The organism is Rhizobium sp. PDO1-076 (genome assembly GCF_000247475.1).
In the GTDB taxonomy this organism is placed as follows: domain Bacteria; phylum Pseudomonadota; class Alphaproteobacteria; order Rhizobiales; family Rhizobiaceae; genus Allorhizobium.
In genome coordinates, this window is the sequence record NZ_AHZC01000402.1 from 1 (window position 1) to 26,577 (window position 26,577).

Sequence of the window (26,577 nt, forward strand, 5' to 3'; positions counted from 1 at the left end):
CAAGCACAACCCGGCAGCGGCTGTTCGGCGATCGGTGGTTTTTCCCGCCAGCACGCCATCATCGGCACAAGCGATTCCTGCATTGCGACCCATCCGAGCGACATGGCGACTGCACTGCGCGCTTTGGACGCGACCGTCGAGACGGTCAAGGGAGATGGAACAAGGCGTTCGATACCGATCGGGGACTTTCATCGTCAGCCCGGCGATACACCGCATATCGAGACCGCTTTGGAACAGGGTGAATTCATCACTTCGGTGCTGTTGCCGCCGCCGCTCGGCGGAAGGCAAATCTACCGTAAGGTGCGTGACCGGGCATCCTATGCTTTCGCCCTTGTTTCGGTCGGCGCAGTGATCCAGCCCGATGGGACAGGTCGCTTCGCCGTCGGAGGTGTCGCGCATAAGCCATGGCGCGTCGAGACAGCCGAGGCCGAGTTGCACAAAGGGGCCAAGGCTGCGGTCGCCGCCGCTTTTTCAGATGCCCGTCCCACGGACCAGAACCGCTACAAACTCGACCTCGTGGAGCGTACGCTCGCCGCAGTGATCAAAGACGCAAGAGGTTGATGCCATGAAGTTTGATCGTCCAGCGACCACCAATCCGATCGACCAACTCAAGATCGTCGGCCAGCCTGTTCGTCGAATCGACGGTGAACAGAAAGTGACAGGCAAGGCGACCTATGCCTATGAGTGGAACGATCCGGACATGCGGTATGCCTATGGCTATCCGGTTGGATCCTCCATTGCTAAGGGTCGCATCATCTCCATGGATATTGACGCGGCAGAAAAGGCGCCGGGTGTGATCACCGTGGTAACGAGCCTTGCCGTGGGCAAGCGGGAGAAGGGACAGTACAATACCGCCAGTCTGTTTGGCGGGAATGAAATTCAGCACTACCATCAGGCCATCGCGGTGGTTGTCGCCGAAACCTTCGAGCAGGCGCGGGCCGCAGCGGCGCTGGTGAAGGTCAAGTATGCCGAAAAGCCCGGGAAATTTTCCCTGCGTGACGAACGGGATGCGGCGACAAAGCCGAAAGATACCGATGACACGCCACCGGACAGCGCGTTCGGCGATTTTGATGGCGCCTTTCGCGCGGCGCCCGTGACCTTGGAGGAAGAGTATACCACACCGGATCAATCGCATTCGATGATGGAGCCGCATGCGTCGGTCGCCGCATGGGAGGGTGACGAATTGACCGTCTGGACTTCGAGCCAGATGATCGACTGGTGGCGAACTGACCTTGCAACAACCCTTGGCATCGACAAGGAGAAGATCCACCTGAAGTCACCTTTCATCGGCGGCGGTTTCGGCGGAAAGCTGTTCCTACGCGTCGATGCGGTGCTGGCGGCTCTTGCCGCGAAGGCATCGGACAGGACAGTGAAAGTAGCGTTGCCCCGTCCGTTCATGGCAAACAACACCACCCATCGTCCGGCCACCATCCAGCGTATCCGCATTGGTGCGGAACGCGATGGCGAAATTACCGCGATTGCCCATGAAAGCTGGTCGGGGGATCAGCCAGGCGGCGGACCGGAGCCTGCGGTCATGCAGACGCGTCTTTTGTATGCGGGGGCAAACCGGATGACTGCGATGCGGCTTGCGACGCTGGATCTGCCGGAAGGCAATGCCATGCGGGCGCCGGGCGAAGCGCCGGGACTGATGGCACTCGAGATCGCTATCGATGAAATGGCCGAAAAACTCGACATGGACCCGGTTGCTTTCCGGATCCGCAACGACACCCAGGTGGACCCTGAAAACCCCGATCGACGCTTCACCCATCGCAATCTGATCGGCTGTCTTGAGCTTGGAGCAGAACGTTTTGGCTGGTCCGACCGTGAGCAGCCGGGGAACCGTCGGGAAGGCAACTGGCTCGTTGGCATGGGCGTCGCCGCAGCGTTTCGCAACAATCTGCTGCTTCCGTCGGCTGCCAGGGTGCGGCTTGATCGCCAAGGTATCGTCACCGTCGAAACCGACATGACCGATATCGGCACGGGCAGCTATACGATTATCGCGCAGACCGCTGCCGAGATGCTCGGATTGCCGATCGACAAGGTGGTGGTGAAGCTCGGCGATTCCCGTTTCCCTGTGTCGGCCGGTTCCGGCGGCCAGTTCGGTGCGAACTGTTCCACATCCGCTGTCTATGCCGCCTGCGTGAAACTGCGGCAGGCCGTGGCATCCGCTCTCGGCTTCAATTCGGACGCTGCCGTGTTCGAAAATGGCGAGGTGCGCAGCGGCAACAGGGTGGTATCGTTGGCCGATGCGGCTGGTGCAGACGGGTTGGCCGCGGAGGACAAGATCGAATGGGGCGACCTGGCAAAGACACACCAGCAGTCGACATTCGGTGCGCATTATGTCGAAGTGGGCGTCGATATCGCCACCGGTGAAACACGCGTTCGGCGCATGCTGGCGGTCTGCGCTGCCGGGCGCATTCTCAATCCCGTCACGGCACGCAGTCAGGTGATCGGCGCCATGACAATGGGTGTTGGCGGCGCGTTGTCGGAAGAACTGGCGGTCGATACCCGCCGCGGTCTTTTTCGCAACCATGATCTCGCCGGCTACGAAGTGCCGGTCCATGCCGACATACCCCATCAGGATGTCATCTTTCTCGACGAAGTGGACCCTTATTCATCGCCGATGAAGGCAAAAGGTGTCGGAGAACTCGGATTGTGCGGCGTCTCCGCTGCCATCGCCAATGCGATCTACAATGCAACGGGAGTGAGGGTCAGGCACTACCCTCTCACACTCGACAAGCTGATCGCGGGCCTTCCCGACGTCGCCTGAACCGATGGGACGACCTCCGGCTGGAGGTCGTCTCCACAGGCGTCCAGATGGATGTGAAGCCTTCGCGGCTTGATGGCATGCAATGTCACATTTTCAGCTGCGATGCGATCGAAGCTGATGCACCAGGTCCGGCACGTTTCGCGGCAGATCTCCATCTTGCGAAATCAGTCCGCTGTTTCTGAGCTCGTTCGACAGCTGGTAGATGAGCGGAAGCCGCAAGTCGGTGTCCCGCTCGAAGCCGCTTTTACCGAACACATCGTCGGCACGCCCCTCCATTATGATTTTGCCTCTGGCGAAGACTGCGATTTGATCGGCCCAATTGTAGGCGATATCCATGTCATGCGTGGCAATGACCACGGCAACGCCTTGGACCGCAAGACTGTGCAGGGTCTCGCAGAGTTCATCGACCGATTTCGGGTCAAGGCCGGCGGTTGGTTCGTCGAGAAGAAGAACAGCGGGCGACATCGCAAGAACGCCGGCGATTGCGACCCGTTTGCGTTGCCCAAAGCTCAACAAGTGCGTCGGGCGATGCGACAGTGCCTCGATCCCCATAATGGCAAGCGCCTCAAGCACGCGGGTCCGGGCTTGGCTGACCGAAAGGCCGAGGTTGAGCGGGCCGAATGACACGTCTTCGAAGACGGTGGCGGCAAAAAGCTGATCGTCAGGATCCTGCAGAACCAGTCCAACCTGTGACCGGAGCTCGACAAGACCTTTGCGGCTATAGCTGACGGGATTGCCGTCAAGCAGGATATTTCCGGTCGCAGGTCTGAACGTGCCGTTCAGCGTCGATAGCAGTGTGGATTTTCCAGCCCCGTTCGCGCCAAGGATCGCCAGTATCTCCTGCCGTTTGACGACGAGAGAGGCCTGGTCGAGGGCACGCGTCCCGTCGTCGTAGCTGAAGTCGACAGCGCGTGCCTCAAGGATCATGGGAAGGACCACATCAAGACAGCGACGGTGCCCAGGAGGCACGAGATCATCACCAGTCGTACGGTCGACGCCGGCTGTTCCACCGAGATGAAGTTCAGGCGACCGCTGTAGCCTCGCGCTGCGAGACCCGCTTCCATGCGCTGGGCCCGCCCCAGTACGCGCGGCAGAAGCGACGCGAGCAAAAGGCCGTTGGACCTCAGCATGCGCCGGTTGTTGGTGTAGCCCAATCGGGCAGCGAGCGACTGCTGGCCGGCCTCGAGACAATCCAGCAGCAGCCAGATCAGCCGGAACATCGCCATGGCTATATCGGATATTTCCGCGTTCAAGCCTATCCGCTGCAACAGTTGAACGATGCTGGAAAGCGGCGTGGTCAAGGCCAGAAGCAGCAGGGCTGAGACGCAGACGGTGCTTCTGAGCGCCACGAAACATGCAGAATAGGCAGCATCACCGGAGACCAGCGACAAGGTCGGAACTAGTCCGGTCATCCTGACGGAGACGAGCTGCGCCACTGTGCCCGTGACGATGAACAGCATGGGTACCCGCGCCGCCTTGAAGATGTCACGGAACCGCAGTCCCGCACCTGCCTTCATCAGGGCGATTGTGGCGATGAGCAGGCCAATTTGCCCCGCCCATCCGACCGATACCAGTGAGATGATCATCAGGCCGAGGGCAAGCAGAAGCTTTTCACCGGTGGCGTAGTGTCGCCACCGGTTGGTCTGGGCGCAGCGATCGATCGCACGCATTGTCTAGTTGGTATCCGGGCGCTTTGCCGGCGACGTGCGGCGACCGAAATAAAAGCCGACAAGGCCGGCGCCCAGAGCTGCCTGCAGGGCAAACAGCAAGCTTTCGATCTCGCCGCTCGGTGGCTCCCAGAGCGGTGCAGCCCATGGCTCGTAGTCAGGCCGAATTTCGGTGATCGCGGCTTCCGCCTCGCCGTCTGCACCGGCAAATTCGGCGTCCCCGCCGTGGTGAATGATCAACGGCAGGATTGCCAGGGCAACGACGGCAAACAACATCCAGAGGTTACGTTTCAGCATGATCAGGCCTTCGCGGTAAAAATGTTGAGGGCGTTCAATTCGCCGCGGCTGTAGCGCTGCAGCAGGTTGAAGACGATGACCGTCAACAGGCCCTCGCTGATCGCCAATGGCACCTGTGTGACCGCAAAGATGCCGAGAAACTTTGCTGCAGCACCTGTGATGCCCGATACCGGATCCGGAAATGCGAGAGCGAGCTGCAGAGATGTCGTCACATAGGTCGCCAGATCACCAAGCGTCGCGGCGACAAAGATCGCGATCGCGCCGCTGAAGCCGGCTCCTGTGATGCCCTTGAACAGGCCATAGGCGACGAATGGACCGACGATGGCCATGGAAAAGATGTTCGCGCCGAGCGTGGTCAGTCCGCCATGTGCCAGCAGCAAAGCTTGAAACAGGAGGACGATCGTCCCGAGCACGGTGGTGACCGTGGGGCCGAATAGCGATGCAGCAAGTCCGGTGCCGGTCGGGTGCGAGCAGCTCCCGGTAACAGACGGGATCTTGAGCGCTGACAGGATGAATACATAGGCGCCGGACGCCGCCATCAACAGTTTGATTTCAGGTTTTTCACGAACCAGCGAGACGATGCGCCGGGCGCCGTAGATCACAAATGGCGCGGAAATCGCGCTCCAGCCAACTGCGTGCGCGGCCGGCAAATAGCCTTCCATAATATGCATGGCATATCCCTCTACCGCGCCCACCGCGCGGTTCGAACAAACACCACGGATGTCGTGGCCCAGCGATGGCAGGTCTCCTGGCTCACGGGTCTTGGCTCAGTCCGCCTTATCAGCCGAAATATAGGCCAATGGCATATTTGGACATCGCTCACCGCTTACAGTTGCGGGGGCAGCCACGGTTTTGGTCCCTGATGGGTAGTCCGCACCGTGTTCCCTTTTCATCCGCCGTCGTCTCATCGGGCGGAACCATCACAGACAGCATTATGCGCCGTGCGATCAAAACACAACGCAAGGGCCGTGAAATAATGTGCATGTCCAAGCTGTGGCGCAGCGCTCAACGGTGACGTGACAAATCAAACTCGATCGAGCGTCTGCTGATAAGCTTCAACGATCTGTCGGGAAGTATGATGTATGTCTCCTCCACCCGCCGACCATTCTGGTCGATCAGCCGGTGCGTGAACGTGCTGCCGACGGGGGCCTTGGACAATCTGCTCTGCGGCTGCCCGCCATAGGTGATGCTGCCGGGAATGGGTTCGACTGCTGTTGCCGTGCAGGCGGAAAGCGCGATTGCAACAAGTATGATTGACGCGACATTTTTCATGGCGATGGTCCATCGAATTGGAAGCGCTCCCTCACGCTTCGGTTCCTGGGTCAAGAATTGAGTTTCCGGAGAGTGCAGACCGGCTTGCTGGTGAAAGCGGACGGTCAGTGGCACAAGCCGAACAAGCCGATATTGTTCCAGACAGCATTGTCCATGTGGCTTATGCGGATCAGGCGCGACGACGTGACCTATTTCGCCGTGGCACCAAGTGCTGCCTCCCTTTGTTGTGCCTGGAGTTGAATCTGGGCCGCGGCCGCGGCCGGATTCTTGTCGTCCCCGCCGATCTGGACAGTCGGTTGGGCAAACTCGATCCCATTCTGCTTGAAGGCCTCCCGCAGCATGGCATAGGCCCGCCGGCGGATGGCAGACTGCAACTGCGTCGGTTTGAGGGTCATGCCGAAACTCAGCTTGATGCCGTAGTCGGTAAATTCCTCCACGCCCTTCATCTTGAGGTTTTCGATGATGAACGGTTGAAATTCCTCGTCATCCTTCAAGGTCTTGCCGACGGTCTTGGTGATGGATTTGACCTTGGCGATATCCGCGTCAAAGGAGACTGTCAGCATGAATTTTACCACGGACCAATCGCGGCTCATGTTCTGCACGGCTCCAAGCTCGCTGAATGGTACAATGAAGATCGGGCCGCGATGGTGACGCAATTTGATCGAGCGCAGACTGAAGGACTCGACAGTGCCTTTGTAACTGCCGCTCTGGATGTACTCACCAACGCGGAACGCATCATCCAGCAGGTAGAACATGCCGCTGATCACGTCCTTGACTACGGTCTGTGCGCCAAATCCGATTGCCACGCCGACAACGCCGGCGCCGGCGATCAAAGGTCCGATTTCGACACCGAGTGATGACAGTCCCATCATCAAGGCAATGGCGACCAAGAGGATCATCAGGACGTTTTTCAGGATCGGCAGCAGTGTACGGATGCGCGCGCGCCGCCGCTCCTGTTCGCTTCCGATCTCGAACATCACTTGCGTTTGTCCGAGCTTTCTATCGATCAGCACCTTGGTGACGTTCCAGATCAGGTCGACGGCGAGAACAATGATCCCGGCACTCAGGATGCCGCGGATCAGGCGCAGTGTGGGCGAATCCTGCATGGTCATCTCGGTGAGTTCGACGCCGAGCACATCAGCGAGAAAGACAATCGACCCGATGATCAACCCAGCTCGAATGCCACGCTCAACAATCACTGACAGGACTGTCGTGGTCGAGCCGTCATCGCCGTAAGCGTCTCTTGCACCAAGCATGTTGTTGACCGACGCCTTGGCAAGGATCACCGAGCCGGGCAGGGCCGCAACGACGACGGCAAGCCAGAACAACTTCATGGCTCCAGCGACCCACAGAATCCAGATCGCGACGAAGTAGAGTGTCCATAACGTATTTTTCGCCCGCCAGCTGATGCGTGGCTTCTGTTCCGTCGGAGTGTGAGCATGAGGGCGCCGCCAGACGGCTTCGATGCCGATTGCGAGCAACACCAGGCCCAGTGAATAGGCCACCAGTTGCCGGGCAGGAATGGAAAAGCCCATCGTTCCGAGCAGCCTGATCGTGACCCAGCCGAAGGCATACCACCCGATCAGATAGACTGCGCGTTTTGCCCAATGGGCAGCGGCTGCATCACTGACCGGAATGACGCGGTGAATGTGTAGTGTGGGGTCTGTCGAACCTGGCGGTGCCAGGAGGACGGTGACAAGGGCACTGGCCAGCCGGAATACGACGATAGCGAGGAGATAGCCGACGACGATTTCCCGGATCAGCGGTGGCCATTCGAACAAAAGGAAAAAGCCGATACTGCCAATGGCGAAGGATGCTAGGTAACAGGCTGCCCAAAGCAGCCTTGTGCCAACGGCAAGCGTCCGCTCGTGAACGGTGGAAAACGGCGCCTGCGCCATCCATGCGCGCCATCCCGCGGTAAATCGACGGAACAGCCATTGGGTCAGCAGACCAACGGCAAGGAAGGCTGCTACCAGAAACATCGGCCGTATGCCGCGACTCTCGCTGATTTCCCGGTCAAGCAGGTCTGCTGCCTGCATTGTCTGCGATGGGAATGCTCGGCTCGCGTCGAAAAGGCCTGCCATATGGGTCCGCAAGCGGGTGGTGAAATCGGCGAAGGAAATATCCGGTTCGGTGTGTGGGGCTGCGGGTTGTTCGCCAGCCTGCACAGGGTCAGCCTGTTCGAGAAGCCATTTCTGCACGTCTGGATTGGCGATAAGCTCAATGAATTGCTGAACGCTTTCCGGCTGTGAGGGGCTGGGGGCAGGTGTTTGCGCAACGGCCGAAAGTGCGGGCAGCCATAGGGCCAGCGTCAGGACCACGACCTGAAACCGCGTTCTTGTTCCCAAGGGTAAGGCCATCCACGACGCGTCCATGACAAAGCCTTCCCATCTGAGGTTGGAGCGTTCTTACCGCCATATTTGCGCATCCGCACCGGTTCCCGTCAATCAGCAATTGAGGGTGTGCCATGGGGATGGATGACTCGTGGAACGAACGACCAATCTTAGCGTCACAATGCGCGGTCTGAAAGGCGTTCTGATGTCGATATCGTCTGCGACAGGCGCCGCCGGAAGGGAAGAAAATATGTGTGTGGTGGGTGGTGGTTATGTCGTGGGTGGGCCTGAAAGCCCTACGATCAATGGCTGATCTTCGTGTCGATGAACCGACTTTATAGTCATATCACGACGAGAGCTGTTGGCTCCGACAGTTCAGCGCAGCCTCGTGTCATGAAAATAGGTTAACTGACAGGCTGGAAAGACGAAGATCATCAATCACGGTATGTGGAATACAACGCGGTGACGCACTTTTCGGTTGCGCTTGGTGCTCCGTGGTTCCAAGTGCCTTCGAATTTGAGACAGAGTCAGCCCGCCCGTTGAGGCAGGCTGAACCCGTATCCTGAAGCGATCAGAGAACGCTGACGCTTTCGGCCTTCGACTTGCCCGTCTTGCGATCCTGGCCAACTTCGAAGCTGACCTTGTCACCGTCCCGCAGCGAGCCGCCCTGCTGCAAGGCAGAAACGTGAACGAAAACGTCTGGACCGCCATTGTCAGGCGTGATGAAGCCGAAGCCCTTGTCTTCAGCGAAAAATTTAACCGTACCGGTCGCCATGATAGTTCCTCTTCAATTGTGCAGCCGTTTGACTCGCGGGCAGAACTTATCGTTCTGGCCCGTGCTTATCAACGGTCTAGTGCGTTTCTAATGCAATCAGGTGGAAAGGTCGACAGCTACGTGGCAAGTGAACGCAAGTTTTTCACGGCGTATTAGACAACGTCGCCGGCTCGGTTTCGGGCCGAAAATGTTCCTCTGGGCCGGCTGGGCGATCGCATGCATCTCGCGCAACGGGCAGAGCGCGGCCGCAGCGGCGGATGGCTCCGGTGCGATACCTTCGCTCTGCGCCGGTCTGCTGACAGCCATTCTCATCGATTCCGAAATACCGTGCAGGGCACGGCCGCCGCACGTATGGCAGCACAAAGCATTGTCGCCTCTTGCCGTGTCTCACGTCCGATCCTTGCGGCGTAGCGCGTTCTGTATCCGAAATTACCGCCACGCTGCCGGACGATCAAGGCACGCTCCGCATTGAGTGGTTCAGGCAGGCTGCTGATCGCGCGCCTGAACAGATGGTCCACGACGGAAGGGCGGTAATGTGCTGCAAGCTGGACACCCCAGGGCGCCCAGTCGGCCGATCCGGCAAGCACGGGCTCGTTCATCCGCCGTGTTCGCGCCAGATTTGTGCAGGCCACCTCGAATGGCAGCGCCTCGTCCAGTGCCGGGGCTGCGATGACGGGCGGGGCGTCGCGCCATGTCTCGATGATGTTGCCGGTGATCGCAAAGACATAGTCCCGCGTCTCGATCGGCAGGCGTCCCTTTGACAAGAAGCGCCCGAGCCCGTTTTCCCCGGCATTGTATGCCGCTGCGGCAAAACCGAAATTCCCAAACCTTTTTTCTAGCGCTTTGAGATAGGCTGCAGATGCATCCAGGGCGTCGATGACATCGAAACTGTTGTCGAGGCCTCGTCTTTTGGCGGTATTCGGCATGAACTGCGCAATGCCCTCGGCCCCCTTCGGGCTCACCGCTTCCGGTCGAAACAGGCTTTCGCGCCAGATGAGGCGGGCAAAGAAGGCGGAAGGCACGCCGTGGGTTTCGGCAAAGTGGCCAATCATCCGGCACAGATCGGCGTTGAATGCCTCCTGCCGAATGCAGAGCTGGTCTTCAGCGCGTTGGTAAAGACAGGCAGGCCTGTCCTCCGCCTCGGCGGCAGCGAGATAGTCAGGTGTCAAGCCAGCGCCGATCGCGCCCAGCAGGATGGCGGTTGCAACTGTCCGAAGCGGTCTCTGGATCGTGCCCATCTCGGACCTTACGCTTTTGCCGATCGTGAACAAAGCCAGGGTTTTGGTGGCGACCGAACCCGGTTCAGTCGTCCAAGCCGTATGGCAGTGCTTGAGAGATCAGGCCAGATCAGATCAGGCTGGTCAACGGCGAGGACCGGGCGCTTTGACACTTTCCGCTTTGCCTGAGCCCGATTAGCTTGCGCTTTTGGTGACAGGGAGCGGAGGCTGTAGCGCCTTTATCTGCTGTTAACCTGTTGAATCTTCTCTTGAATAACAAGCGCTCTGAAACGTGGGTCACAGCTGGACGAAATGGCCTGCCGTGATTTCCCGGTATTCACGCTGTGGCGGCGCGTATCCCACGGCGCGCACGGGGCTTTTCAATTCATCGATGGCAGCACTTCGCCGCAGGCCGCGCCGCTCGGGATCGGGAACCGGCACGGCTGCCATCAGCTTCTTCGTATAGGCATGCTGCGGATTGTCGAAGATGGCGGCGCGGGGGCCGATCTCGACGATCTCGCCGAGATACATCACGGCGACCCGGTGGCTGATGCGCTCGACCACTGCCATGTCATGGCTGATGAACAGGAAGGCGAGATTGAGTTCTGCCTGCAGGTCCATAAGCAGGTTGCAGACCTGCGCCTTGATCGAGACATCCAGCGCCGAGACGCTTTCATCGGCAACGATGACCTTCGGATCCAGCGACAGGGCGCGGGCAATGGCAATACGCTGGCGCTGGCCACCTGAAAATTCATGCGGATAGCGGTCCATCATCTCAGGGGAAAGGCCGACTTTGCGCATGAGATCCGCAACCTTGGTCTGTGCCTCTTGCCGGCTTCCAAGGCGGTGCTTGAGATAGGGTTCGGCAATCGCTGCTCCGACCGTCATGCGCGGATTGAGGCTGGAGAACGGATCCTGAAAAATCATCTGCACGCTGCGGCGCATGGCGCGCAGGCTCGGTTGATCCAGCGCCAGCACATTGTAGCCGTCGAGATGTACCGCGCCGCTGTTCGGTTCTATCAGCCGGGTGACCGAGCGCCCGGTGGTCGACTTGCCGCACCCGCTTTCGCCGACGATTGCCAGCGTCTCGCCCTGAAACAGGTCGAAGGACACATCCTCGACGGCATGTACGGACCGGGTCTGTCGGCCGAACAGGCCACTGCGGATCGGAAAACGCGTCACCAGGTTCTTGACCGACAACACCGGCGTCTTGCGTGTGTCGACGGTATTTGCCACCTCGGTCGGTTCGCTGGCCAAGCCCGAACCGATATCGACGATCGGGAAACGCAGCGGCCAGGCATGGCCATGCATCGAACCCAGCTTCGGTACGGCCGCAAGCAATGCGCGCGTGTAGGGATGTTGGCCGCGATGGAAGACGTCGGCGGTCTGTCCCTGCTCGACCACGTCGCCGCGCAGCATGACGATGGTGCGGTCGGCGATCTCGGCCACCACGCCCATATCATGGGTGATGAAGAGAACGGACATGCCGTCCTCCTCCTGCAGCTCCTTGATGAGGTCGAGGATCTGGCCCTGGATCGTCACATCGAGCGCCGTCGTCGGTTCGTCGGCAATCAGAAGGTGGGGACGTGAGGCCAGCGCCATAGCGATCATCACGCGCTGGCGCATGCCGCCGGAGAACTGGTGCGGATAGTCGTCGAACCGGTTCGCGGCATTCGGGATGCGCACCTTCTCCAGCATGCGCACGGTCTCGGTACGGGCTTCCGTTTTCGACAGGCCCTTGTGCCGTGTCAGCACTTCGGAGATCTGCCGTCCGATGGTGAAGATCGGATTGAGGCTGGTCATCGGCTCCTGGAAGATCATCGCCGCCGCATTGCCGCGTATCGCCTGCATCTCCTTTTCCGGCAGCGCCAGAATGTCCCGCCCGTTGAGCAACACCCGGCCTTCGACGCGCGCCTGGTCGCGAGCCAGCAGCCTCATGATCGATAGGGAAGTGACGCTTTTGCCGGAGCCTGATTCGCCGACAATGGCAACGGTCTCGCCGGGCTTCACGTCGAAGGAAATGTTGCGCACCACCGGTCGCCATTGACCGTCGACCAGGAAGGAGGTGGTCAATCCCTCGACGGAGAGAACTGCGGATGTCTCGGTTTGAGCGGCAGCTGTGGTCATGGGGCTCATGGCTTTGCGGGTCCGATCCTCAAGGTGCGGTTCTGGCTCATGCTGGCTTCAGCGGCGTGGCAAAGGATGGCGAGGGGCGGCCCTCGGCGATACGGGCGGCCTCAAGCGCGGCGATCTTCTCGTCGATCAGCCGCCGGTCGGTCAGGCCATGGGGATTGTCGCGGGTCGGCATGGTTTCCGCGACATGCAGGAAGCGCTCCTGCGCCACGGCATAAAGCCTGCGCAATTCGGCCAGCGGGTCGATATGATCGTCGGCGCGGATATCGAGCCAGGCATAGTCCTGATCGCGGTAGATTTTCAGGGCCGCCGATTGCCGTCCGCGCTTGTCGCCGCCGGCCGCTTCGCCGGCATCCATAGCCGCCAGCAGACGTTCGGCCAGCGGTAGACCTTTAGTCTCTTTGTAGGCCCGCAGGGTTTCGCCAATGACCTCGGGCCCGGCCAGCATGTTGCCGGCCACCGAGACGTTGTCATCGACAAGGTGCCCGGCCCAGTCGATGCATTTTGTGCCGGTGAAGGCGGCATTGCGACCTTGCCCGTCGATCAGATGCATCTGCCGCTGCTGGCAGCCGTCATCGCGACCGGTGAGGGTCGCGATGATCTCTTCGGGTGAATAGCCCTCGGCTAGAAGTGTAAGGCCATCCGTGCCATAGAGGGGGCTGACGAAGGCCTGGGTGGCAATAGCGCCGATCCCGCCGCGCATATGGGGAACGGCGGCACCAACCGCGAAGAAGCGACTGGCGACTGAGATGCCGAGATTGCCGTTGTCGGGATCACGGGCGACGATGGACCAGGTCATGGATTATCTTCCGATCGCATAGGCTTGCATCAGCCGTGGCGTCGCAGCCGCCCGCAGCAATCCACTGGCATCGCGACGTGCTGCGGTGAGGCGGCCGACGCTCCACGGATCGGCCTCGGTAATGTCGTGGCCCATGGCTTTCAGGGCCTTGAGTGTCTCCGCACCGATACTGCTCTCGATCATCACATTGCCCGGCTGGCTGGTGCGCGGATAGAAGGAGCCGGGGAAATGCGCGGTGTGGAACAACGGCATATCGATCGCCGCCTGCAGGTTCTGCTTGTGATGCACATAGCGCAGGAAGAAGGACAGTTGCCACTGGTCTTGCTGGTCGCCGCCGGGTGTGCCGAAGGCGAGCGTCGGGCGGCCTTCGTAAAGCGCGATCGACGGTGTCAACGTGGTGCGCGGGCGCTTGCCAGGGGCGAGCGAGGTCGGCAGGCCCGGCTTCAGCCAGAACATCTGGGCGCGGGAATTGAGGCAGAAGCCGAGGCCCGGCACGATCGGCGAGGATTGCAGCCAGCCGCCGGACGGCGTGACCGAGACCATGTTACCCTCGCGGTCGATGACATCGATATGCACGGTATCGCCGCGTTTTTCCGTCAGGTGCGACATGGTCGGCTCGTAGACGGCGCCGGTGCCGGACATGCCGGCCAGCATCTCCATGGTCAGATCATACTGGGCCTCGAAACCCGGCAATTTGCCCGGGCGCAAATCCATCGATGCGGTCGTGCCGATCAGCGTGCGGCGCGCGTCATTATAGGCATCCGACAGCAGGTGTTCCATCGGTATGCCGGCAAATGCCGGGTCGCCGTAATAGACCTCGCGGTCGGCATAGGCGAGCTTCATGGTTTCGACGACGGTGTGGACGAAATCGGCGCCCAGCGGATCCATCGCCGCGACATCGATACCCTTCAGCAGTGCCAGCGATTGAAGCAGCACTGGCCCCTGGCCCCATGGACCGGTCTTGGCGACGGTCCAGCCATGATAGTCAAAGGTCTGCGGCGCCTCGATCGTCGCAGACCATCCGGCCATGTCGGCTGCCGTCAGCACGCCCTTGTGGCGGCTACCGCTGGCGTCCATCACTTCGGCAGTCTTCAGATAATCCTCGATCGCCTCAGCGACGAAGCCGCGGTAGAAGGCATCGCGAGCCGCCTCGATCTGGTTTTCGCGGCCGGTGGCATTTTCTGCCTCCTTGACGATGCGGGTATACGTGGCGGCGAGAACCGGATTGCGAAACAGCGCATGGGGTTCGGGTGCGACGCCGCCCGGTAGCCAGGTCGCATAGGATGTCGGCCACTCCTTCTCGAAGAAACCGGCCAATCCCTTGATCGTCGCCGAAACGCGCGGCAGCATCGGATGACCGTGTTCGGCATAATGGATGGCCGGCTCCAGCACGTCGCGCACGGTCATCGTGCCGTAGTCGCGCAACATCAGCATCCATCCGTCGAAGGCCCCGGGAATGACGGTGGCCAGCAAACCGTCACCGGGGATCAGATCAAGGCCTTCGGCTCTATAGTGTTCGATAGTCGCTCCGGCCGGTGCCGGGCCTTGCGCACAGATCACCTCGACCTTGCCGGTCTTCGCCGAATAGATCAGTGCCGGCATGTCGCCGCCCGGACCCACCAGATGCGGCTCGAGGATCTGCAGCACGAAGCCGGTCGCGACCGCCGCGTCGAAAGCATTGCCGCTCTTTTCCAGAATGCTCATGCCGACGGCAGAGGCGATCCAGTGGGTGGAGGTCACGACGCCGAACGTGCCGAGGATCTCCGGGCGGGTGGTAAACTCAGTCATCGACTATTCCTTCAAATCTATTCTTAGGATTCCCGGGGGTCGAGCGCATCGCGCAGACCGTCGCCGAGCAGATTGAAACCGATCACGACCAGGAAGATCGCTGCGCCCGGCCACATGGCCATCCAGGGTGCCTGATCGAGAAAGTTCTTCGCGACATTGAGCATCGAGCCCCAGCTCGGCGCTGGCGGCTGCTGGCCCAGCCCCAGGAACGAAAGACTTGCCTCGGCAATGATCGCGGTCGCCACCGTGAGCGTCGCCTGGACGATGATCGGTGCCGTGATGTTGGGCAGGATGTAGCGGAGCATGATGTCGAGATGGCCAAGGCCGATCGAACGGGCGCCTTCGACATAGTCTTCCGTCTTGACGGCTAATACCTGGCCACGGGTCAGCCGCACGAAAACCGGCATGGCCGAGAGGCCGATGGCGATCATCGCATTGGTGAGGCTCGGTCCCAGGAAGGCTGCCAGCGCGATCGCCATGATCAGGAAGGGCAGGGCGAGGAATGCCTCGGTGATGCGCGAGATGACCTGATCGACCCAGCCGCCAAAGTAGCCGGCGATCAGGCCGAAGGGCACACCGATGACGATCGAGATCGCGACCGAAAAGATGCCGGCCATCAGCGAGGCCTGGGCGCCCCAGATCATCCGCGACAGGATATCGCGGCCGATATCGTCAGTGCCCATCCAGTGCGCGGCCGATGGTGCCTTGCGGATGGCAGTCCAGCTGGTGGCCAGCGGATCGGCGATCGGCAGCAACGGCGCGGACAGGGCCAGAAGCACGAAGAACGGAATGATGCAGAGGCCGACCAAAGCACTGCGATTGGCTTTCAGCTTGCGCCAGGCGCGATTACTGCTTTTGGGTGGCGTCGCCACGCCCGCCGTCTGTTGAAGCGCGGTCATAGGCTGGCCCTCATGCGCGGATTGAGGAGCACATAAAGCACGTCGGCCACGAGGTTCATCAGGATGAAGCCGATGGCGGTGCACAGAACCACGCCCTGCACCACGGCATAGTCACGGTTGAACACGGCATCGACGATCAGCTTGCCGAAGCCGGGGATTGTGAAGATCTGCTCGGTCAGGACGGCGCCGGCCAGAAGCTCGCCGAACAGCAAAGCGCTCAGCGTGACGATCGGCAGCAGCGCATTGCGGAAGGTGTGGCTGAGAATGACGACCCGTTCCGACAATCCCTTGGCGCGGGCGGTGCGGATATAGTCGGCCTTCATCACGCTCAGCATGGCCGAGCGGGTATGCCGCATCAAGGTGGCGGCAAGTGCTGTACCCAGCACGAAGGCCGGCATGATCATGGTTTCAATCGAACGCACCGGGTCGACGAAGATCGATTCATAGCCGGAAGCTGGCAGCCAGCCGAGTTTGACCGAGACGAGCAGGATCAGCATGATGCCGAGCCAGAAATTGGGGATCGAGAGACCGGAGAGCGCGACGATATTAGCGATATAGTCGATCACGGTGTTCTTCTTGACGGCGGCCAGAATGCCCATCGGCACACCGATGACAAAGGCAAAGATCATCGACATGATCGCCAGCTGGATCGTGACCGGCAGTTTCTCGCCGATCAGTTCCAGCACCGGCTGGTTGGTGCGCAGCGACATACCGAAATCGCCCTGCAACACATTGGCGATCCAGTAGCCATACTGGTAGAGGACGGGATCGTTCAGGCGGTATTTTTCCCGCAGGAACTCGATCACCTGTGGATCGCGCTCTTCACCGGCCATGGCGAGGATCGGGTCGCCCGGCAGCAGCTTTTGCAGTGAGAAGACGAAGATCGACACGATCAAAAGCGTCGGTATGGCGACCAGCAGCCGTTTTCCGATGTAGATATGCATGAACATCCGGTCCTGATTTTGGGAAGTTCCTGCGGAGCGTTTGGCGCTCCGCAGGAAAGATCGAGGCGGATCAGCCCTTCTTGACGCCGAGCAGGCGGATCATGCCGTCCGGCGACGGCACAAAGCCGGTGACGTCTTTCTTGGTCGCCCAGATCCACGATTGGTGGCCGAGATAGATCACTGGCAGGTCCTCATTGAGGATCTTGCCGGCGGCATCGTATTTCTGCTTGCGCACCGCATCGTCAGTCGAGGCGCGGGCTTCGTTCAGCAGCGTATCGACCTCCGGGTTGCAATATTTGGTGTCGTTGATGCCGCCCTCGCAGGTGACGAACTGGTGCAGATTGCCGTCAGGATCGACACGGCCGGACCAATCGGAACGGCTAAGCTGATAATTGCCGGCGGTCTGTTCGCTGAGCAGCGTGGCAAACTCGGTGGTCTTCAGGCTGACATCGAAACCGGCCTCGGCCACCATCGCCTGGACGATCTGCATCATCTGGGCAGCAACCGGATTGTTGGGAATCTGCATTTCGATCGGCACCCGTTCGAAACCGGCTTCCTTGATCAGGGCTTTTGCCTTTTCAAGGTCGCGGGCCGGAACCGGCAGGTCCTTGTTGAACCACGGGCTGTTCGGCGGGAAGGGCTGGTTGCCGCCGACGGCGGTGCCCTCATAGACGACCTGGTTCAGCGCTTCGCGGTCGATGGCGAGCGAAAAGGCCTGGCGCAGGCGCTTGTCCTTGCCGAACGGATTGTCGGCGCGGGCGCCGTTGGCAATGTTCACATAGAGTGCCATGTAGCCGATATTGACGACGTCGGCATAGGTCAGGCTCTCGTCTGCCTTGACGGATGTCGCATCGGTCGCGGCCAGTCGCTCGATCATGTCGAGTTCGCCGGAGCGCAGGTTGGCCAGCCGCACGGTGGTGTCGGGGATCGGCAGATAGGTGACCTTGTCGATAAAGACCTTGTCCTTGTCCCAGTAGTCGGCAAACTTCTCGAGCACGATACGGTCCTGCTGGATGCGCTCGACGAATTTGAACGGTCCGGCGCAGACCGGCTTGGAGCCGAAATTGGCGCCGAGTTCGGCCGCGGCCTTCGGCGAAACAATCATGCCGGCACGGTCGGATAATTGGGCGAGCAGCGTGACATCCGGCGCCTTGAGGGTGAATTTGACCTCGTAGTCGCCGGTGGCTTCAACCTTGTCGACGGAACTCAGTTCGCTCTTGCGGCGCGATTCCGGCAGGGTCTTGTTGCGCTCGATGGTGGCGACGACCGCTGCCGCATTGAAGGGCGTATCGTCATGGAACTTGACGCCTTCGCGCAGCTTCATGGTCAGTTCCTTGCCATCGGCGGACCACGCCCATTCGGTAGCCAGCTGCGGCACGATCTTCAGGTCGGGCGAGACGTCGACCAGCTTGTCGCACATGGCGGTGTAGACGATACGGCCGACAAAGGTGCGCGACTGGGCAGGATCCAGCACGTCGGCGTCGTCCTGCAGGCCGATGCGCAATTCAGCCGACAGGGCGGGGCTTGCGAGCATGGCGCTCGCCAATAGCAGAGTGGAAAGGCGGGACAATATTCTCATGATGACGAAATCCTCTGGTGTGGTTTTCTGCTTTCAAGGGTCTCGCCGGTTGTTTCCCCGGCGTTGGACGTGTCCGGCCGCAGCCGGAATTTGCTCTCAGGACACATTGCCGAGCGGATCGCTCTCCAGGTGGTCCATGGATGTCTGGCGGATCAGCCGCTCCTGCAGCATCAACAGGTGCTGACGCATCGCTTCACCGGCCTTGGCCGGATCGCGTGCCGCGATGGCGTCGATGATGGTCGCGTGCTGGGCATTGGATATGCCCATGGTGTTGGCGCTGCTGCGGGCGCGCTCGCGGATCGATTGCCATGCATCATCCTGGCGCACCCGGTTGATGACATCGAAGATCGACAGGAACAGCTGGTTGCCGGCTGCTTGCGCGATCTGCCGGTGCAGGGCGCCATCCCACAATTCCTTGGCATCGGCATCTTCGCTGGCGAGGATCTTCTGGGCAAGTTCGCGCATGATGTCGATGTCGCTGCCCTTGGCGCGAAGGGCGGCGAGTTGTGCGAGCTGCGGCTCGATCCGCAGGCGCACTTCCATGATTTCCATGAAGTTGGTCCCGGCCACGATGGTCTCGAGCTGGTCACTCCATTCGTCCGGCTTCTGGCCGACATAGGTGCCCGATCCCTGCTTGCGCCAGATCGCGCCCTCGGCTTCCAGAACTTCCAATGCCCGGCGGATGGCCCGGCGGCTTAGGCCCAGTGTTTCGCTCAGCATGCGCTCCGTCGGCAGCTTGCCGTCGGAAGCGACGTCACCATGCCGAAGAAGATCCCGCAGCTTTTCCAGTGCGTAATTGGAGTTTTCCTTCGAGCTTTCCGGAGCGGGTGAGGCTGGCATGATTGGTCCGAACCAATTGATGATTGGTTCAGTGAATGCCGATTTTCGGCGCCCGTCAAGATATTTTTTGGGCAGAGTTGCGGGTGCACAATAATGGGGCAGATGGGCGCATGCTTGCTCAAGACGAGCGCAACAAAGGTCGAAAAAACACGCATTCAATCGGCTTTTCGTCGCCATTGAGCGTTTCGAAGGAGTGCCATCTGCCGTCGCAAACGAAGGCAAGCCGCAGAACGGTCTTGGCACCCAGTCCCGTTGCTCAGCAATGGCGGCTCGAAGCGTGAATGATGCGGTGGAAGCAAGCGCCGACTGGTGCAGTCCGCGCGATCGACCTTCAGCCTATCGTTGATTTTGACGGCGAGGGAGTTGAAACCCCGGCTCGGCTGGAGCCGGGGTTCCTGCGTTACGATTCCATGGATTTGGAGAATGGCATGACGCGCAAGCGCTTGCCGCGTGCCTTGTAAAGCGCGTTTGCGACTGCAGGCCCGACGGGAGGAACGCCGGGTTCACCGATGCCCGAAGGTGGATTGGCGGATGCCAGGATGTGCACCTCGACTTTCGGCATCGCGTCGATGCGCAGGGGCGTGTAGACGTCGAAATTGCCCTGATCGACCTGTCCGTCGGTCAGCGTGATCTCTTCACCCATGATCGCTCCGAGACCAAATCCGATGCCGCCCTCGACCTGGGCGCGGACCTGGTCCGGATTGATCGCCAAGCCACAATCGACAGCCGCGACCACACGCTCGACCTTGAAGCCGCCAGTGGCATCGACCGACACTTCGGCAATTTGTGCCACCACGGTGCCAAAGCTCTCGGCTACCGCCACGCCCCTGAACAGGCCCTCCCGGACGGGCTCTGCCCAGCCGGCTTTTTCCGCGACGAGCTTGAGCACAACCGCATGCCTTGACTGCGGCTCAAGCAAGGAAAGCCGGAATGCGATCGGATCCTGGCCTGCGGCCTCTGCCATTTCATCCATGAATGTTTCGGCGACGAAAGCGGTGTGGGTATTGCCGACCGAACGCCACCACAAGATCGGCACGCCGACCTCGGTAGTGGTCAGCCCGATCGCCTGGTTCGGGATCTTGTAAGGCATGTTGTGCATGCCCTCGACCGAGGTCGGATCGACGCCGTTCTGGACCATGCTTTCGAACATGGTCTTGGCCATGATCGACTGGCCGACAATGTGATCGCTCATCGCAATCAGTTGACCCTTGTCATCGAGTGCGGCCTTCACATGGTGGACGAAGAGAGGCCGATACCGTCCCGCACGCATGTCGTCTTCGCGGGTCCACTGCACCTTGACGGGCGCCTTGTAGCCGATTGCTTTCGCCACATAGACGGCCTCGACAACGATATCGCCATCGAAGACGGCACGCCGGCCGAAGCTGCCGCCCGTCTTCATCACCCGCAACTTGACCTTGTCCGGTGTGATGCCGACGATCTGGCCCGCGAGCCCCTGATAGACGTCGGGGAACTGATGTCCGCCCCAGATTTCCAGGGTGCCATCGTCGTTCATGCGCGCCACGGCATTCAGCGGTTCCATCGGTGCATGTGAGAGATAGGGGAACTCGTAGGTCGATTCGACCACCTTGGCGGCGGATGCAAAACCGGCATCCACATCGCCATCCTTGCGTGCCATGGCGGCTGGCACTTTTGTGGCGGTCTCCTTGTAGCTGGCGAACAGTTCGGCAGTGCCGCGCTTTTCGGCGGCGCTATCGTCCCATTCCACGGTGACGGCCTCGCGGCCCTTGATGGCGGCCCACATATGTTCTGCCACGACGGCGACGCCGCGTGGGGTCTCGACGACATCAACAACACCCTTGATCGCACGGCCCGCCGCCGCGTCGAACGACTTGACCTTCGCGCCAAACAGCGGCGGATGGATCATCACCGCGGTCAGCATTCCGGGAAGCTTGACGTCCAGGGTGTATTGCTCCGTTCCGTTTGCCTTGCGGGCACTGTCGAAACGCTTCAGGCTTTCATTGCCGATGAGTTTCCAGTCGGCTGGCTGCTTGAGCACGATACTGGCGGGAACCGGCATTGTTGCTGCCTTGGCAGCAAGCGCGCCGAAGCCACTTTCCTTGCCGGACGCATGCTTGAGCACGCCATTTTCCACCGTGATCTCGGATGCGGGGACGGCTCCATTCAGCCGCCGCTGCCGCAACCAGCATGGCGCGGGTCGCCGCACCTGCCTGGCGATAGCGGTCCCAGGAAGTGAACATTGAGGTCGAGCCACCGGTGCCCTGCAGCGCACCGCCGAAGGCGATGTTCCCATAGGACTTGACGTCCCCGGCAGCCCCGACAACCTCGATCGTGGACCAATCCGCGTCGAGTTCTTCTGCGACGAGAGTGCCGATACCGTTATAGGAACCCTGTCCCATTTCGAATTGCGACGACAGGACCGTGACCTTGCCGTCTGCGTCGATCAGCACATAGGGGCTGAATGCGTTGGCGGCCTTGCCGCTGCTGTCCGTTGCCGCTTCGGCCGGAATAGCCTCGAGAACGCGAAAGCCGACGGCTAGGCCACCCGCCGTCGCCAATGCGCCGAGCAGAAAATTGCGGCGCGACACGGCCGGCTGCACTGGGTTGGCGAATTTGTTCATCAGGTTCGGAATCATGGCTCAAGCCTCCAAGCGTTTTGCGGCTTCGTGAATGCCGGCACGGATTCTCTGATAGGTGGCGCACCGACAGAGATTGCCGGCCATTGCGCCATCGATGTCTTCATCGGTCGGCTTGGGATTGTTCGCCAGAAGGTCGGTGGCGGACATGATCTGTCCGGACTGACAGTAACCACATTGCGGCACGTCCAGATCTGCCCACACGGTTTTGACCGTGTCCGCAACCTTGCCCTTCAGGCCTTCGATCGTCGTGATCTTTGCATCGCCGATGTCGCCGACAAATGTCTGGCACGAGCGGACCGGCGAACCATCGAGATGAACGGTACATGCACCGCACTGGGCCATGCCGCATCCAAACTTCGTGCCTGTAAGACCGATGAGATCGCGGATTGCCCAAAGCAGAGGCATATCGGCATCCGCATCGACCTCGTGAACGATGTCATTGATTGTGAGCTTTATCATCATCTACTCCCGTCATTTGTGGGCAAAGGCTAGTCGCGCAAGGATACGACCTGATCTCTATTTTACATGATCCGGATGAAAGCCAGTAGGTTCGATCCTCTTGGATGATTGCCTGATCCTCTGAATGTGATCGGACATCGGGTTCGCCGCGGGATCAGACTCGGCGTTCGTTCAAGCCCGCGCAACGCATCGTCGAGAGTGGCGTGCACCCGTATCTGATCCGGGAAACGGCTTTGGCTGCGCGCTCCGTTGCCGCCAGGGCTGCATGAGCCGGCAGGCGAATTCGGCGATGTTACCAGACATTTGCTGTTCAGGCGATGCCGGCGGCACTGACGATCGTAAATGTGATTGAATTGACGGTGTCATCGCCCGGCGTCTTTTGGCCCGTATTTCGCATCAAGTCTTTGGGTGCCTGCATGGCACCACGGCTATTTTGCCAATGTGACGACCGCTCATCAACCCGGGATGAAGAGCCTGCTGCGAAACATTGGACGAGTTCGCGTTGCTGGAGTAGGCTGGCAGGATCATGCATGCTGACAGTGAGTACTCCAGGGGATGGGGGACGGCCATGCTATCGACAAAATCCGCAGCCTCGGGACCGGCGGCGGGAATGCCCGGGATCGAGGACGTAAGGGCGCAACTGGAACGCATCCTTTCAAGCCCGGAGTTTCCGGGCGCGGGACGGGCGCCCGCGTTTCTGCGTTATGTCGTGGACGAGACGCTTGCCGGTCGAGCCGATCGTATCAAAGGTTATTCGATAGCGATCGAGGTATTCGGACGCGATCAGACGTTCACGCAGGACGACCCCGTCGTCAGGATAGAAGCGGGACGTTTGCGGCGGTCGCTTGAGCGATATTATCTGGTGGAAGGTGACAGGGATCCCATCCGGATCGACATTCCGAAGGGCGGCTACGCACCGGTGTTTTCATGGAACCCAACCGCCGTGGACACGATGGAGGAGCCAAGGCCTGCTCGCCTCGACCTGACGCCCGTTACCAGAAGATGGTCTGCACCAGGCGTAGCTCTTGCCGGCGCGACAGCCCTATTGGCCGCGTGCTTGTATTGGATTGCCGGGGCTTCCGCGTCCTGGGTCACTGGTGGCCAGCCAACGCACCAGGCAACGGAGGAGCCCCCGGGCCAAACAGTAGGCCAGTCAGTGAATCAATCTGTGGCTCATTCCGTGGGCAGTTCTGGCCGTCTGGTCGGCGATACCTTTCATGGCACGCCGACAGTTGCCGTTGCCCCGTTCACCAATCTCGACGGAGGGTCTGACGCGCAGCTTTTTTCGGTTGGACTGACAGAAGAACTGCTGACGGCTCTTCCCCGCTTCAAGGAGATCAGGGTGTTCGGCGGCGAAGCGTCCAATGCGCTCGCCGCAGACGTCGATGCCTCCCTGGTTCGAAAGGAGCTTGGAGCCCGCTATCTGCTGACGGGCGGTGTCAGAGCCTCATCCGGCCGTCTGCGCGTGACGGCGCGTCTGCTTGCCACCGCAAATGGTGAGATCCTCTGGTCGAGAGACTACGACGAAATTCTTGCTTCCAACGATCCCCTCTCGATCCAGACGGAGGTTGCAAGGCGGGTTGCGACGGTGATCGCACAGCCGTATGGCATCATGGCGCAGGTTGATGCGGCAAATCCGTCCCGCGCCGTAACGGGTGCTCATGCATGCGCTCTGCGCTTTTATGCCTATCGTTTCGATCCGAGCGCCGAGGTGCATGCGGGCACGCGGGATTGCCTCCAGACCACAGTAGTGCAGCATCCGACAGACGCCACCGCCTGGGCGATGCTGTCGATCATCTATCTGGACGAGGCGCGTTTCAAATTTAATTCCGAGATCGGATCCGAACCGCCGATAGAACGGGCGCTGGTGGCTGCCAGACGCGCGACTGAACGCGACGGCAACAATACACGGGCGCTGCAGGCATTGATGATGGCCTTGTTTTTCAACAGGGAACCCAACGAGGCCATGCGCATTGGCGAACAAGCCCTTGCAACTAACCCGAATGACACGGAGTTGATCGGCGAACTCGGCACGAGCATGGCGCTCGCCGGTCAATGGCGACGAGGCGCGGACCTGCTTGACCAGGCAATCGCTCTCAATCCAGCGGGTGGCGGCTATTATCACGGAATGCGCGCGCTTGCTGCTTATATGCTGCATGATAATGAGACCGCCGTCCGGGAGATCACTAGGGCGAATATGCAGAAATCCCCGCTTTTCCATGCGGTGGCGGCTGCCATCTACGCACAGGCCGGCATGATCGAGGACGCCCGGCGTCAGGGACAGGTCTTTGCGGCGATGCGTCGTGATTTCCTGGCCAATATTGATGCGGAACTCATAGCGAGGAATGTCCAGCCCGATGATCGTTTGCGACTGATGGCAGATCTGCGCAAGGCCGGCCTGCCGTTCACTCAGGAGGCGGCGGACGCGGTCGACACGTCAGATCTGCAGCCGCGCTGAGACTTTGAACCGTCCCTCTTGGTTGCGAATCTTCACTCCTCGTTGCGTGTGATTTGGACCGCGGTGCTGCCACGCTCAATGGGGCGTATATGAGGAGGCCAAGGTATGCTTCGGGGCTCAAGCGGGGCCATGTACGCAATGCTGCTGGCAGGGCAGACGGCTGCGGCGTCGGCCCTGTTCTGGATCGTCTTTCCCTGGTTCCGTAAGGTGATCACACATATCGGCGAAAAGCACGAACTACAGCTCTCACAGCACATCGCGATCATGGCCTGTGCGGCGCTGCTACATGGTTTCTACTGGTCACGCTTACGATGGGTGCCTGTCGTTGCGCCCTTTCAGAACGTGGTCTTGGCACACCTGTGTTCGTTCTGGAGCCGGGTGAGCTTTTTCTTTGGCGGCGCGTTATTCTCGACCCTGTTCTTTCGGCACTTGCCCGAATTGGACGCACTGCCTTCCTTTGGTCGGTTCGCGCTTGGCCTGTTCGAGATCGTGACTGTCCTGTTCGCACTCTTCTGTTACTCACAGGACCTCGAGCGCCTTGCCAAAGCCCTCGAGGAACAACCACGCCGATAGGGCGATAGCCTGAAGCTTGAGGCTGGGCGACACGCCGGGAGGCCGCAGTTCAGTCCCGATTTTACTCGGCGGTTCTCGTCACTTTGAGTGAGGACCCATTGGTGTCGGAAGCGCGTGGCCAAAGGACGGCGGCGAGCAGCAAGGCGTAGAACAATGCCCCCCCGACATAGACGATGCGCGTGGCGAATGCTTCACCTGCACTTCCGGGAAGGGGGGAGACGCCAAGTCCGAAGATTATCAGGAATATGGTCAAGGCGCCGGCATACATCTTTGCGTCGGCCGACCGTGAAGCCGCCCGGCCGCCAAGAACCAGCGCAGTGGTCAGAACGATGACGAAGATCGTGAACAGGCTCGGGCGCAGGCTGAGCAGTACATAAGCAAGGCTGGCGAGAAGTCCGCCAAGCAGATTGACAAGTACCACTCCGAAAGCTGTCCGCGCACTGCTGGCCACGTCGAGCTGTCCGAGCAGCGAGGCGACCGTGATGGGAATGACTGCGGCGGCGGTCAGATTGTCGCTCGTCAGGCAGATCACGACGGATGCTAGCAGGATGACCGTGTTGGCAAGCGCACGCATCAATGCCGGCGGTCGGTCGACAGCCTTGATCTCTTCATCATCCGGTCCATGCGGTTCCGGCAGGAGCGCATGTGCGAACCACATCAGTCCAGTGCCGGACAAGACGCCGGTGACCAGGATTGAGAGGATGGACCCGGCGAGCTCGTTGTTCAGGATGCCGAACAGCGGCGCGATGATTGCCACGACTAGGACAAGGAAAATCGCAGGCCCGCCCTTTCCGGTCGACTGCACTGCAAAGCAGACGAAATAGGTGAGCCCCAGCAGAAGCAGGAAAGGCACCGGTCGATCACCCAGCAAAGCCGTCAGCAGCATCATCGCAGTCCCGGCAACAAGGATCACCAGCGCCGCACCAACCGTCTTTGCAAAGGGTGCCGGCCGCGCGCTTGAAAGCAGGAACTGGGCGGCAAACAGAGGGCCGAGAAAGGGCACGACCGCCCCTGCGTGCAGCGCTGCGGTGAAGCCGACGGAAACTTCCAGAGCGACCCGCAATCCCATGCGGGTCTGCGTCATAAGGGCATGGCTGGGGTCAATTGACATAGGACAGAACCGAAATGATGCGGATCCGAAGCCAACCCCATGCAT

Annotated in this window: 24 protein-coding genes and 1 riboswitch; of the genes, 5 read left to right on the plus strand and 19 right to left on the minus strand. The window is 60.5% G+C overall.

Annotated features, from left to right (window positions below):
• Nucleotides 1–561 (plus strand): FAD binding domain-containing protein (locus PDO_RS21280; RefSeq protein WP_007606674.1); only part of this gene is annotated, 561 nt, incomplete at its 5' end.
• 4 nt (nucleotides 562–565) lie between these two features.
• Nucleotides 566–2,770 carry an aldehyde oxidoreductase molybdenum-binding subunit PaoC gene (paoC, locus tag PDO_RS21285; protein ID WP_007606675.1) on the plus strand — a complete coding sequence of 735 codons (2,205 nt, stop codon included), beginning with the start codon at nucleotides 566–568 and terminating at the stop codon, nucleotides 2,768–2,770.
• 93 nt (nucleotides 2,771–2,863) lie between these two features.
• On the opposite strand, the gene PDO_RS21290 is transcribed toward paoC, so the two are convergent.
• The 15 genes from PDO_RS21290 to PDO_RS21360 form a co-directional block, all read right to left on the minus strand.
• A complete protein-coding gene (locus PDO_RS21290) occupies nucleotides 2,864–3,697 on the minus strand; it encodes an energy-coupling factor ABC transporter ATP-binding protein (protein ID WP_007606676.1) in 834 nt (277 codons plus the stop codon).
• Nucleotides 3,694–4,440, minus strand: a complete 747-nt coding sequence (locus PDO_RS21295; RefSeq protein ID WP_007606677.1) for an energy-coupling factor transporter transmembrane component T family protein — start codon at nucleotides 4,438–4,440, stop codon at nucleotides 3,694–3,696. Before PDO_RS21295 ends, PDO_RS21290 begins: the two co-directional genes overlap by 4 nt.
• A 3-nt stretch (nucleotides 4,441–4,443) precedes the next feature.
• The gene (locus tag PDO_RS21300) at nucleotides 4,444–4,734 is read right to left on the minus strand and encodes an energy-coupling factor ABC transporter substrate-binding protein (RefSeq protein WP_007606681.1); all 291 of its coding nucleotides are present in this window, start codon (nucleotides 4,732–4,734) and stop codon (nucleotides 4,444–4,446) included.
• A 2-nt stretch (nucleotides 4,735–4,736) separates the two neighbouring features.
• Nucleotides 4,737–5,405 (minus strand): energy-coupling factor ABC transporter permease, encoded by a 669-nt coding sequence (locus tag PDO_RS21305; protein WP_007606683.1) that lies wholly within the window; start codon nucleotides 5,403–5,405, stop codon nucleotides 4,737–4,739.
• A 50-nt stretch (nucleotides 5,406–5,455) separates the two neighbouring features.
• Nucleotides 5,456–5,671: riboswitch (cobalamin riboswitch) on the minus strand.
• A 68-nt stretch (nucleotides 5,672–5,739) separates the two neighbouring features.
• Nucleotides 5,740–6,006, minus strand: a complete 267-nt coding sequence (locus tag PDO_RS21310; protein ID WP_007606685.1) for a hypothetical protein — start codon at nucleotides 6,004–6,006, stop codon at nucleotides 5,740–5,742.
• Between the two features lie 188 nt (nucleotides 6,007–6,194).
• Nucleotides 6,195–8,366: a mechanosensitive ion channel family protein gene (locus PDO_RS21315; RefSeq protein ID WP_037074991.1), complete on the minus strand. Its 2,172-nt coding sequence runs from the start codon at nucleotides 8,364–8,366 to the stop codon at nucleotides 6,195–6,197.
• Nucleotides 8,367–8,910: 544 nt separating this feature from the next.
• A complete protein-coding gene (locus PDO_RS21320) occupies nucleotides 8,911–9,114 on the minus strand; it encodes a cold-shock protein (protein ID WP_007606708.1) in 204 nt (67 codons plus the stop codon).
• Between the two features lie 308 nt (nucleotides 9,115–9,422).
• Nucleotides 9,423–10,352, minus strand: a complete 930-nt coding sequence (locus PDO_RS21325) for a transglycosylase SLT domain-containing protein (RefSeq protein WP_007606710.1) — start codon at nucleotides 10,350–10,352, stop codon at nucleotides 9,423–9,425.
• A 276-nt stretch (nucleotides 10,353–10,628) separates the two neighbouring features.
• Nucleotides 10,629–12,458 (minus strand): ABC transporter ATP-binding protein, encoded by a 1,830-nt coding sequence (locus tag PDO_RS21330; RefSeq protein WP_458574666.1) that lies wholly within the window; start codon nucleotides 12,456–12,458, stop codon nucleotides 10,629–10,631.
• Nucleotides 12,459–12,504: 46 nt separating this feature from the next.
• A complete protein-coding gene (locus PDO_RS21335) occupies nucleotides 12,505–13,263 on the minus strand; it encodes a DUF1028 domain-containing protein (protein WP_007606714.1) in 759 nt (252 codons plus the stop codon).
• A 3-nt stretch (nucleotides 13,264–13,266) separates the two neighbouring features.
• The gene (locus tag PDO_RS21340; RefSeq protein WP_007606716.1) at nucleotides 13,267–15,051 is read right to left on the minus strand and encodes a gamma-glutamyltransferase family protein; all 1,785 of its coding nucleotides are present in this window, start codon (nucleotides 15,049–15,051) and stop codon (nucleotides 13,267–13,269) included.
• 23 nt (nucleotides 15,052–15,074) lie between these two features.
• The gene (locus PDO_RS21345; RefSeq protein WP_007606718.1) at nucleotides 15,075–15,950 is read right to left on the minus strand and encodes an ABC transporter permease; all 876 of its coding nucleotides are present in this window, start codon (nucleotides 15,948–15,950) and stop codon (nucleotides 15,075–15,077) included.
• On the minus strand, nucleotides 15,947–16,894 hold the full coding sequence (locus PDO_RS21350) for an ABC transporter permease (RefSeq protein WP_007606720.1): 948 nt from the start codon (nucleotides 16,892–16,894) through the stop codon (nucleotides 15,947–15,949). Before PDO_RS21350 ends, PDO_RS21345 begins: the two co-directional genes overlap by 4 nt.
• Before the next feature lie 70 nt (nucleotides 16,895–16,964).
• Complete coding sequence (locus PDO_RS21355) at nucleotides 16,965–18,473, minus strand: ABC transporter substrate-binding protein (RefSeq protein WP_007606722.1); 1,509 nt, start codon at nucleotides 18,471–18,473, stop codon at nucleotides 16,965–16,967.
• Nucleotides 18,474–18,569: 96 nt separating this feature from the next.
• Complete coding sequence (locus PDO_RS21360) at nucleotides 18,570–19,313, minus strand: FadR/GntR family transcriptional regulator (protein WP_007606736.1); 744 nt, start codon at nucleotides 19,311–19,313, stop codon at nucleotides 18,570–18,572.
• Between the two features lie 35 nt (nucleotides 19,314–19,348).
• On the opposite strand from PDO_RS21360, the gene PDO_RS28085 reads away from it, so the two are divergent.
• Nucleotides 19,349–19,594, plus strand: a complete 246-nt coding sequence (locus tag PDO_RS28085) for a hypothetical protein (RefSeq protein WP_141649972.1) — start codon at nucleotides 19,349–19,351, stop codon at nucleotides 19,592–19,594.
• A gap of 119 nt (nucleotides 19,595–19,713) precedes the next feature.
• Here PDO_RS28085 and PDO_RS29185 read toward each other — a convergent pair whose 3' ends face one another.
• From PDO_RS29185 to PDO_RS21370, 3 genes are read right to left on the minus strand one after another with little or no spacing between them, the layout of a single operon-like run.
• Complete coding sequence (locus tag PDO_RS29185; protein WP_007606748.1) at nucleotides 19,714–21,351, minus strand: xanthine dehydrogenase family protein molybdopterin-binding subunit; 1,638 nt, start codon at nucleotides 21,349–21,351, stop codon at nucleotides 19,714–19,716.
• On the minus strand, nucleotides 21,290–21,928 hold the full coding sequence (locus PDO_RS29190; RefSeq protein ID WP_007606765.1) for a molybdopterin cofactor-binding domain-containing protein: 639 nt from the start codon (nucleotides 21,926–21,928) through the stop codon (nucleotides 21,290–21,292). The genes PDO_RS29185 and PDO_RS29190 overlap by 62 nt, the downstream gene beginning before the upstream one ends.
• 3 nt (nucleotides 21,929–21,931) lie before the next feature.
• Entirely contained in the window at nucleotides 21,932–22,390 is a 459-nt protein-coding gene (locus PDO_RS21370; protein ID WP_007606767.1) for a (2Fe-2S)-binding protein, read from the minus strand.
• A 568-nt stretch (nucleotides 22,391–22,958) separates the two neighbouring features.
• Between PDO_RS21370 and PDO_RS21375 the strand changes: the two genes are divergently transcribed.
• Nucleotides 22,959–24,848 (plus strand): hypothetical protein, encoded by a 1,890-nt coding sequence (locus tag PDO_RS21375; RefSeq protein ID WP_007606769.1) that lies wholly within the window; start codon nucleotides 22,959–22,961, stop codon nucleotides 24,846–24,848.
• A 129-nt stretch (nucleotides 24,849–24,977) separates the two neighbouring features.
• Nucleotides 24,978–25,421 carry a hypothetical protein gene (locus PDO_RS21380; protein WP_244426498.1) on the plus strand — a complete coding sequence of 148 codons (444 nt, stop codon included), beginning with the start codon at nucleotides 24,978–24,980 and terminating at the stop codon, nucleotides 25,419–25,421.
• A gap of 61 nt (nucleotides 25,422–25,482) precedes the next feature.
• Here PDO_RS21380 and PDO_RS21385 read toward each other — a convergent pair whose 3' ends face one another.
• Entirely contained in the window at nucleotides 25,483–26,532 is a 1,050-nt protein-coding gene (locus tag PDO_RS21385; RefSeq protein ID WP_052023487.1) for a DUF2955 domain-containing protein, read from the minus strand.
• Between the last annotated feature and the right edge of the window lie 45 nt (nucleotides 26,533–26,577).

Coding starts and splice junctions, on each gene's coding strand:
- paoC (WP_007606675.1), top strand. CDS start 566: ATGAAGTTTGATCGTCCAGCGACCACCAATCCGATCGACCAACTCAAG.
- PDO_RS21290 (WP_007606676.1), bottom strand. CDS start 3,697: ATGATCCTTGAGGCACGCGCTGTCGACTTCAGCTACGACGACGGGACG.
- PDO_RS21295 (WP_007606677.1), bottom strand. CDS start 4,440: ATGCGTGCGATCGATCGCTGCGCCCAGACCAACCGGTGGCGACACTAC.
- PDO_RS21300 (WP_007606681.1), bottom strand. CDS start 4,734: ATGCTGAAACGTAACCTCTGGATGTTGTTTGCCGTCGTTGCCCTGGCA.
- PDO_RS21305 (WP_007606683.1), bottom strand. CDS start 5,405: ATGCATATTATGGAAGGCTATTTGCCGGCCGCGCACGCAGTTGGCTGG.
- PDO_RS21310 (WP_007606685.1), bottom strand. CDS start 6,006: ATGAAAAATGTCGCGTCAATCATACTTGTTGCAATCGCGCTTTCCGCC.
- PDO_RS21315 (WP_037074991.1), bottom strand. CDS start 8,366: ATGGCCTTACCCTTGGGAACAAGAACGCGGTTTCAGGTCGTGGTCCTG.
- PDO_RS21320 (WP_007606708.1), bottom strand. CDS start 9,114: ATGGCGACCGGTACGGTTAAATTTTTCGCTGAAGACAAGGGCTTCGGC.
- PDO_RS21325 (WP_007606710.1), bottom strand. CDS start 10,352: ATGGGCACGATCCAGAGACCGCTTCGGACAGTTGCAACCGCCATCCTG.
- PDO_RS21330 (WP_458574666.1), bottom strand. CDS start 12,458: ATGACCACAGCTGCCGCTCAAACCGAGACATCCGCAGTTCTCTCCGTC.
- PDO_RS21335 (WP_007606714.1), bottom strand. CDS start 13,263: ATGACCTGGTCCATCGTCGCCCGTGATCCCGACAACGGCAATCTCGGC.
- PDO_RS21340 (WP_007606716.1), bottom strand. CDS start 15,051: ATGACTGAGTTTACCACCCGCCCGGAGATCCTCGGCACGTTCGGCGTC.
- PDO_RS21345 (WP_007606718.1), bottom strand. CDS start 15,950: ATGACCGCGCTTCAACAGACGGCGGGCGTGGCGACGCCACCCAAAAGC.
- PDO_RS21350 (WP_007606720.1), bottom strand. CDS start 16,894: ATGCATATCTACATCGGAAAACGGCTGCTGGTCGCCATACCGACGCTT.
- PDO_RS21355 (WP_007606722.1), bottom strand. CDS start 18,473: ATGAGAATATTGTCCCGCCTTTCCACTCTGCTATTGGCGAGCGCCATG.
- PDO_RS21360 (WP_007606736.1), bottom strand. CDS start 19,313: ATGCCAGCCTCACCCGCTCCGGAAAGCTCGAAGGAAAACTCCAATTAC.
- PDO_RS28085 (WP_141649972.1), top strand. CDS start 19,349: ATGCCGATTTTCGGCGCCCGTCAAGATATTTTTTGGGCAGAGTTGCGG.
- PDO_RS29185 (WP_007606748.1), bottom strand. CDS start 21,351: ATGCCGGTTCCCGCCAGTATCGTGCTCAAGCAGCCAGCCGACTGGAAA.
- PDO_RS29190 (WP_007606765.1), bottom strand. CDS start 21,928: ATGATTCCGAACCTGATGAACAAATTCGCCAACCCAGTGCAGCCGGCC.
- PDO_RS21370 (WP_007606767.1), bottom strand. CDS start 22,390: ATGATAAAGCTCACAATCAATGACATCGTTCACGAGGTCGATGCGGAT.
- PDO_RS21375 (WP_007606769.1), top strand. CDS start 22,959: ATGCTATCGACAAAATCCGCAGCCTCGGGACCGGCGGCGGGAATGCCC.
- PDO_RS21380 (WP_244426498.1), top strand. CDS start 24,978: ATGTACGCAATGCTGCTGGCAGGGCAGACGGCTGCGGCGTCGGCCCTG.
- PDO_RS21385 (WP_052023487.1), bottom strand. CDS start 26,532: ATGTCAATTGACCCCAGCCATGCCCTTATGACGCAGACCCGCATGGGA.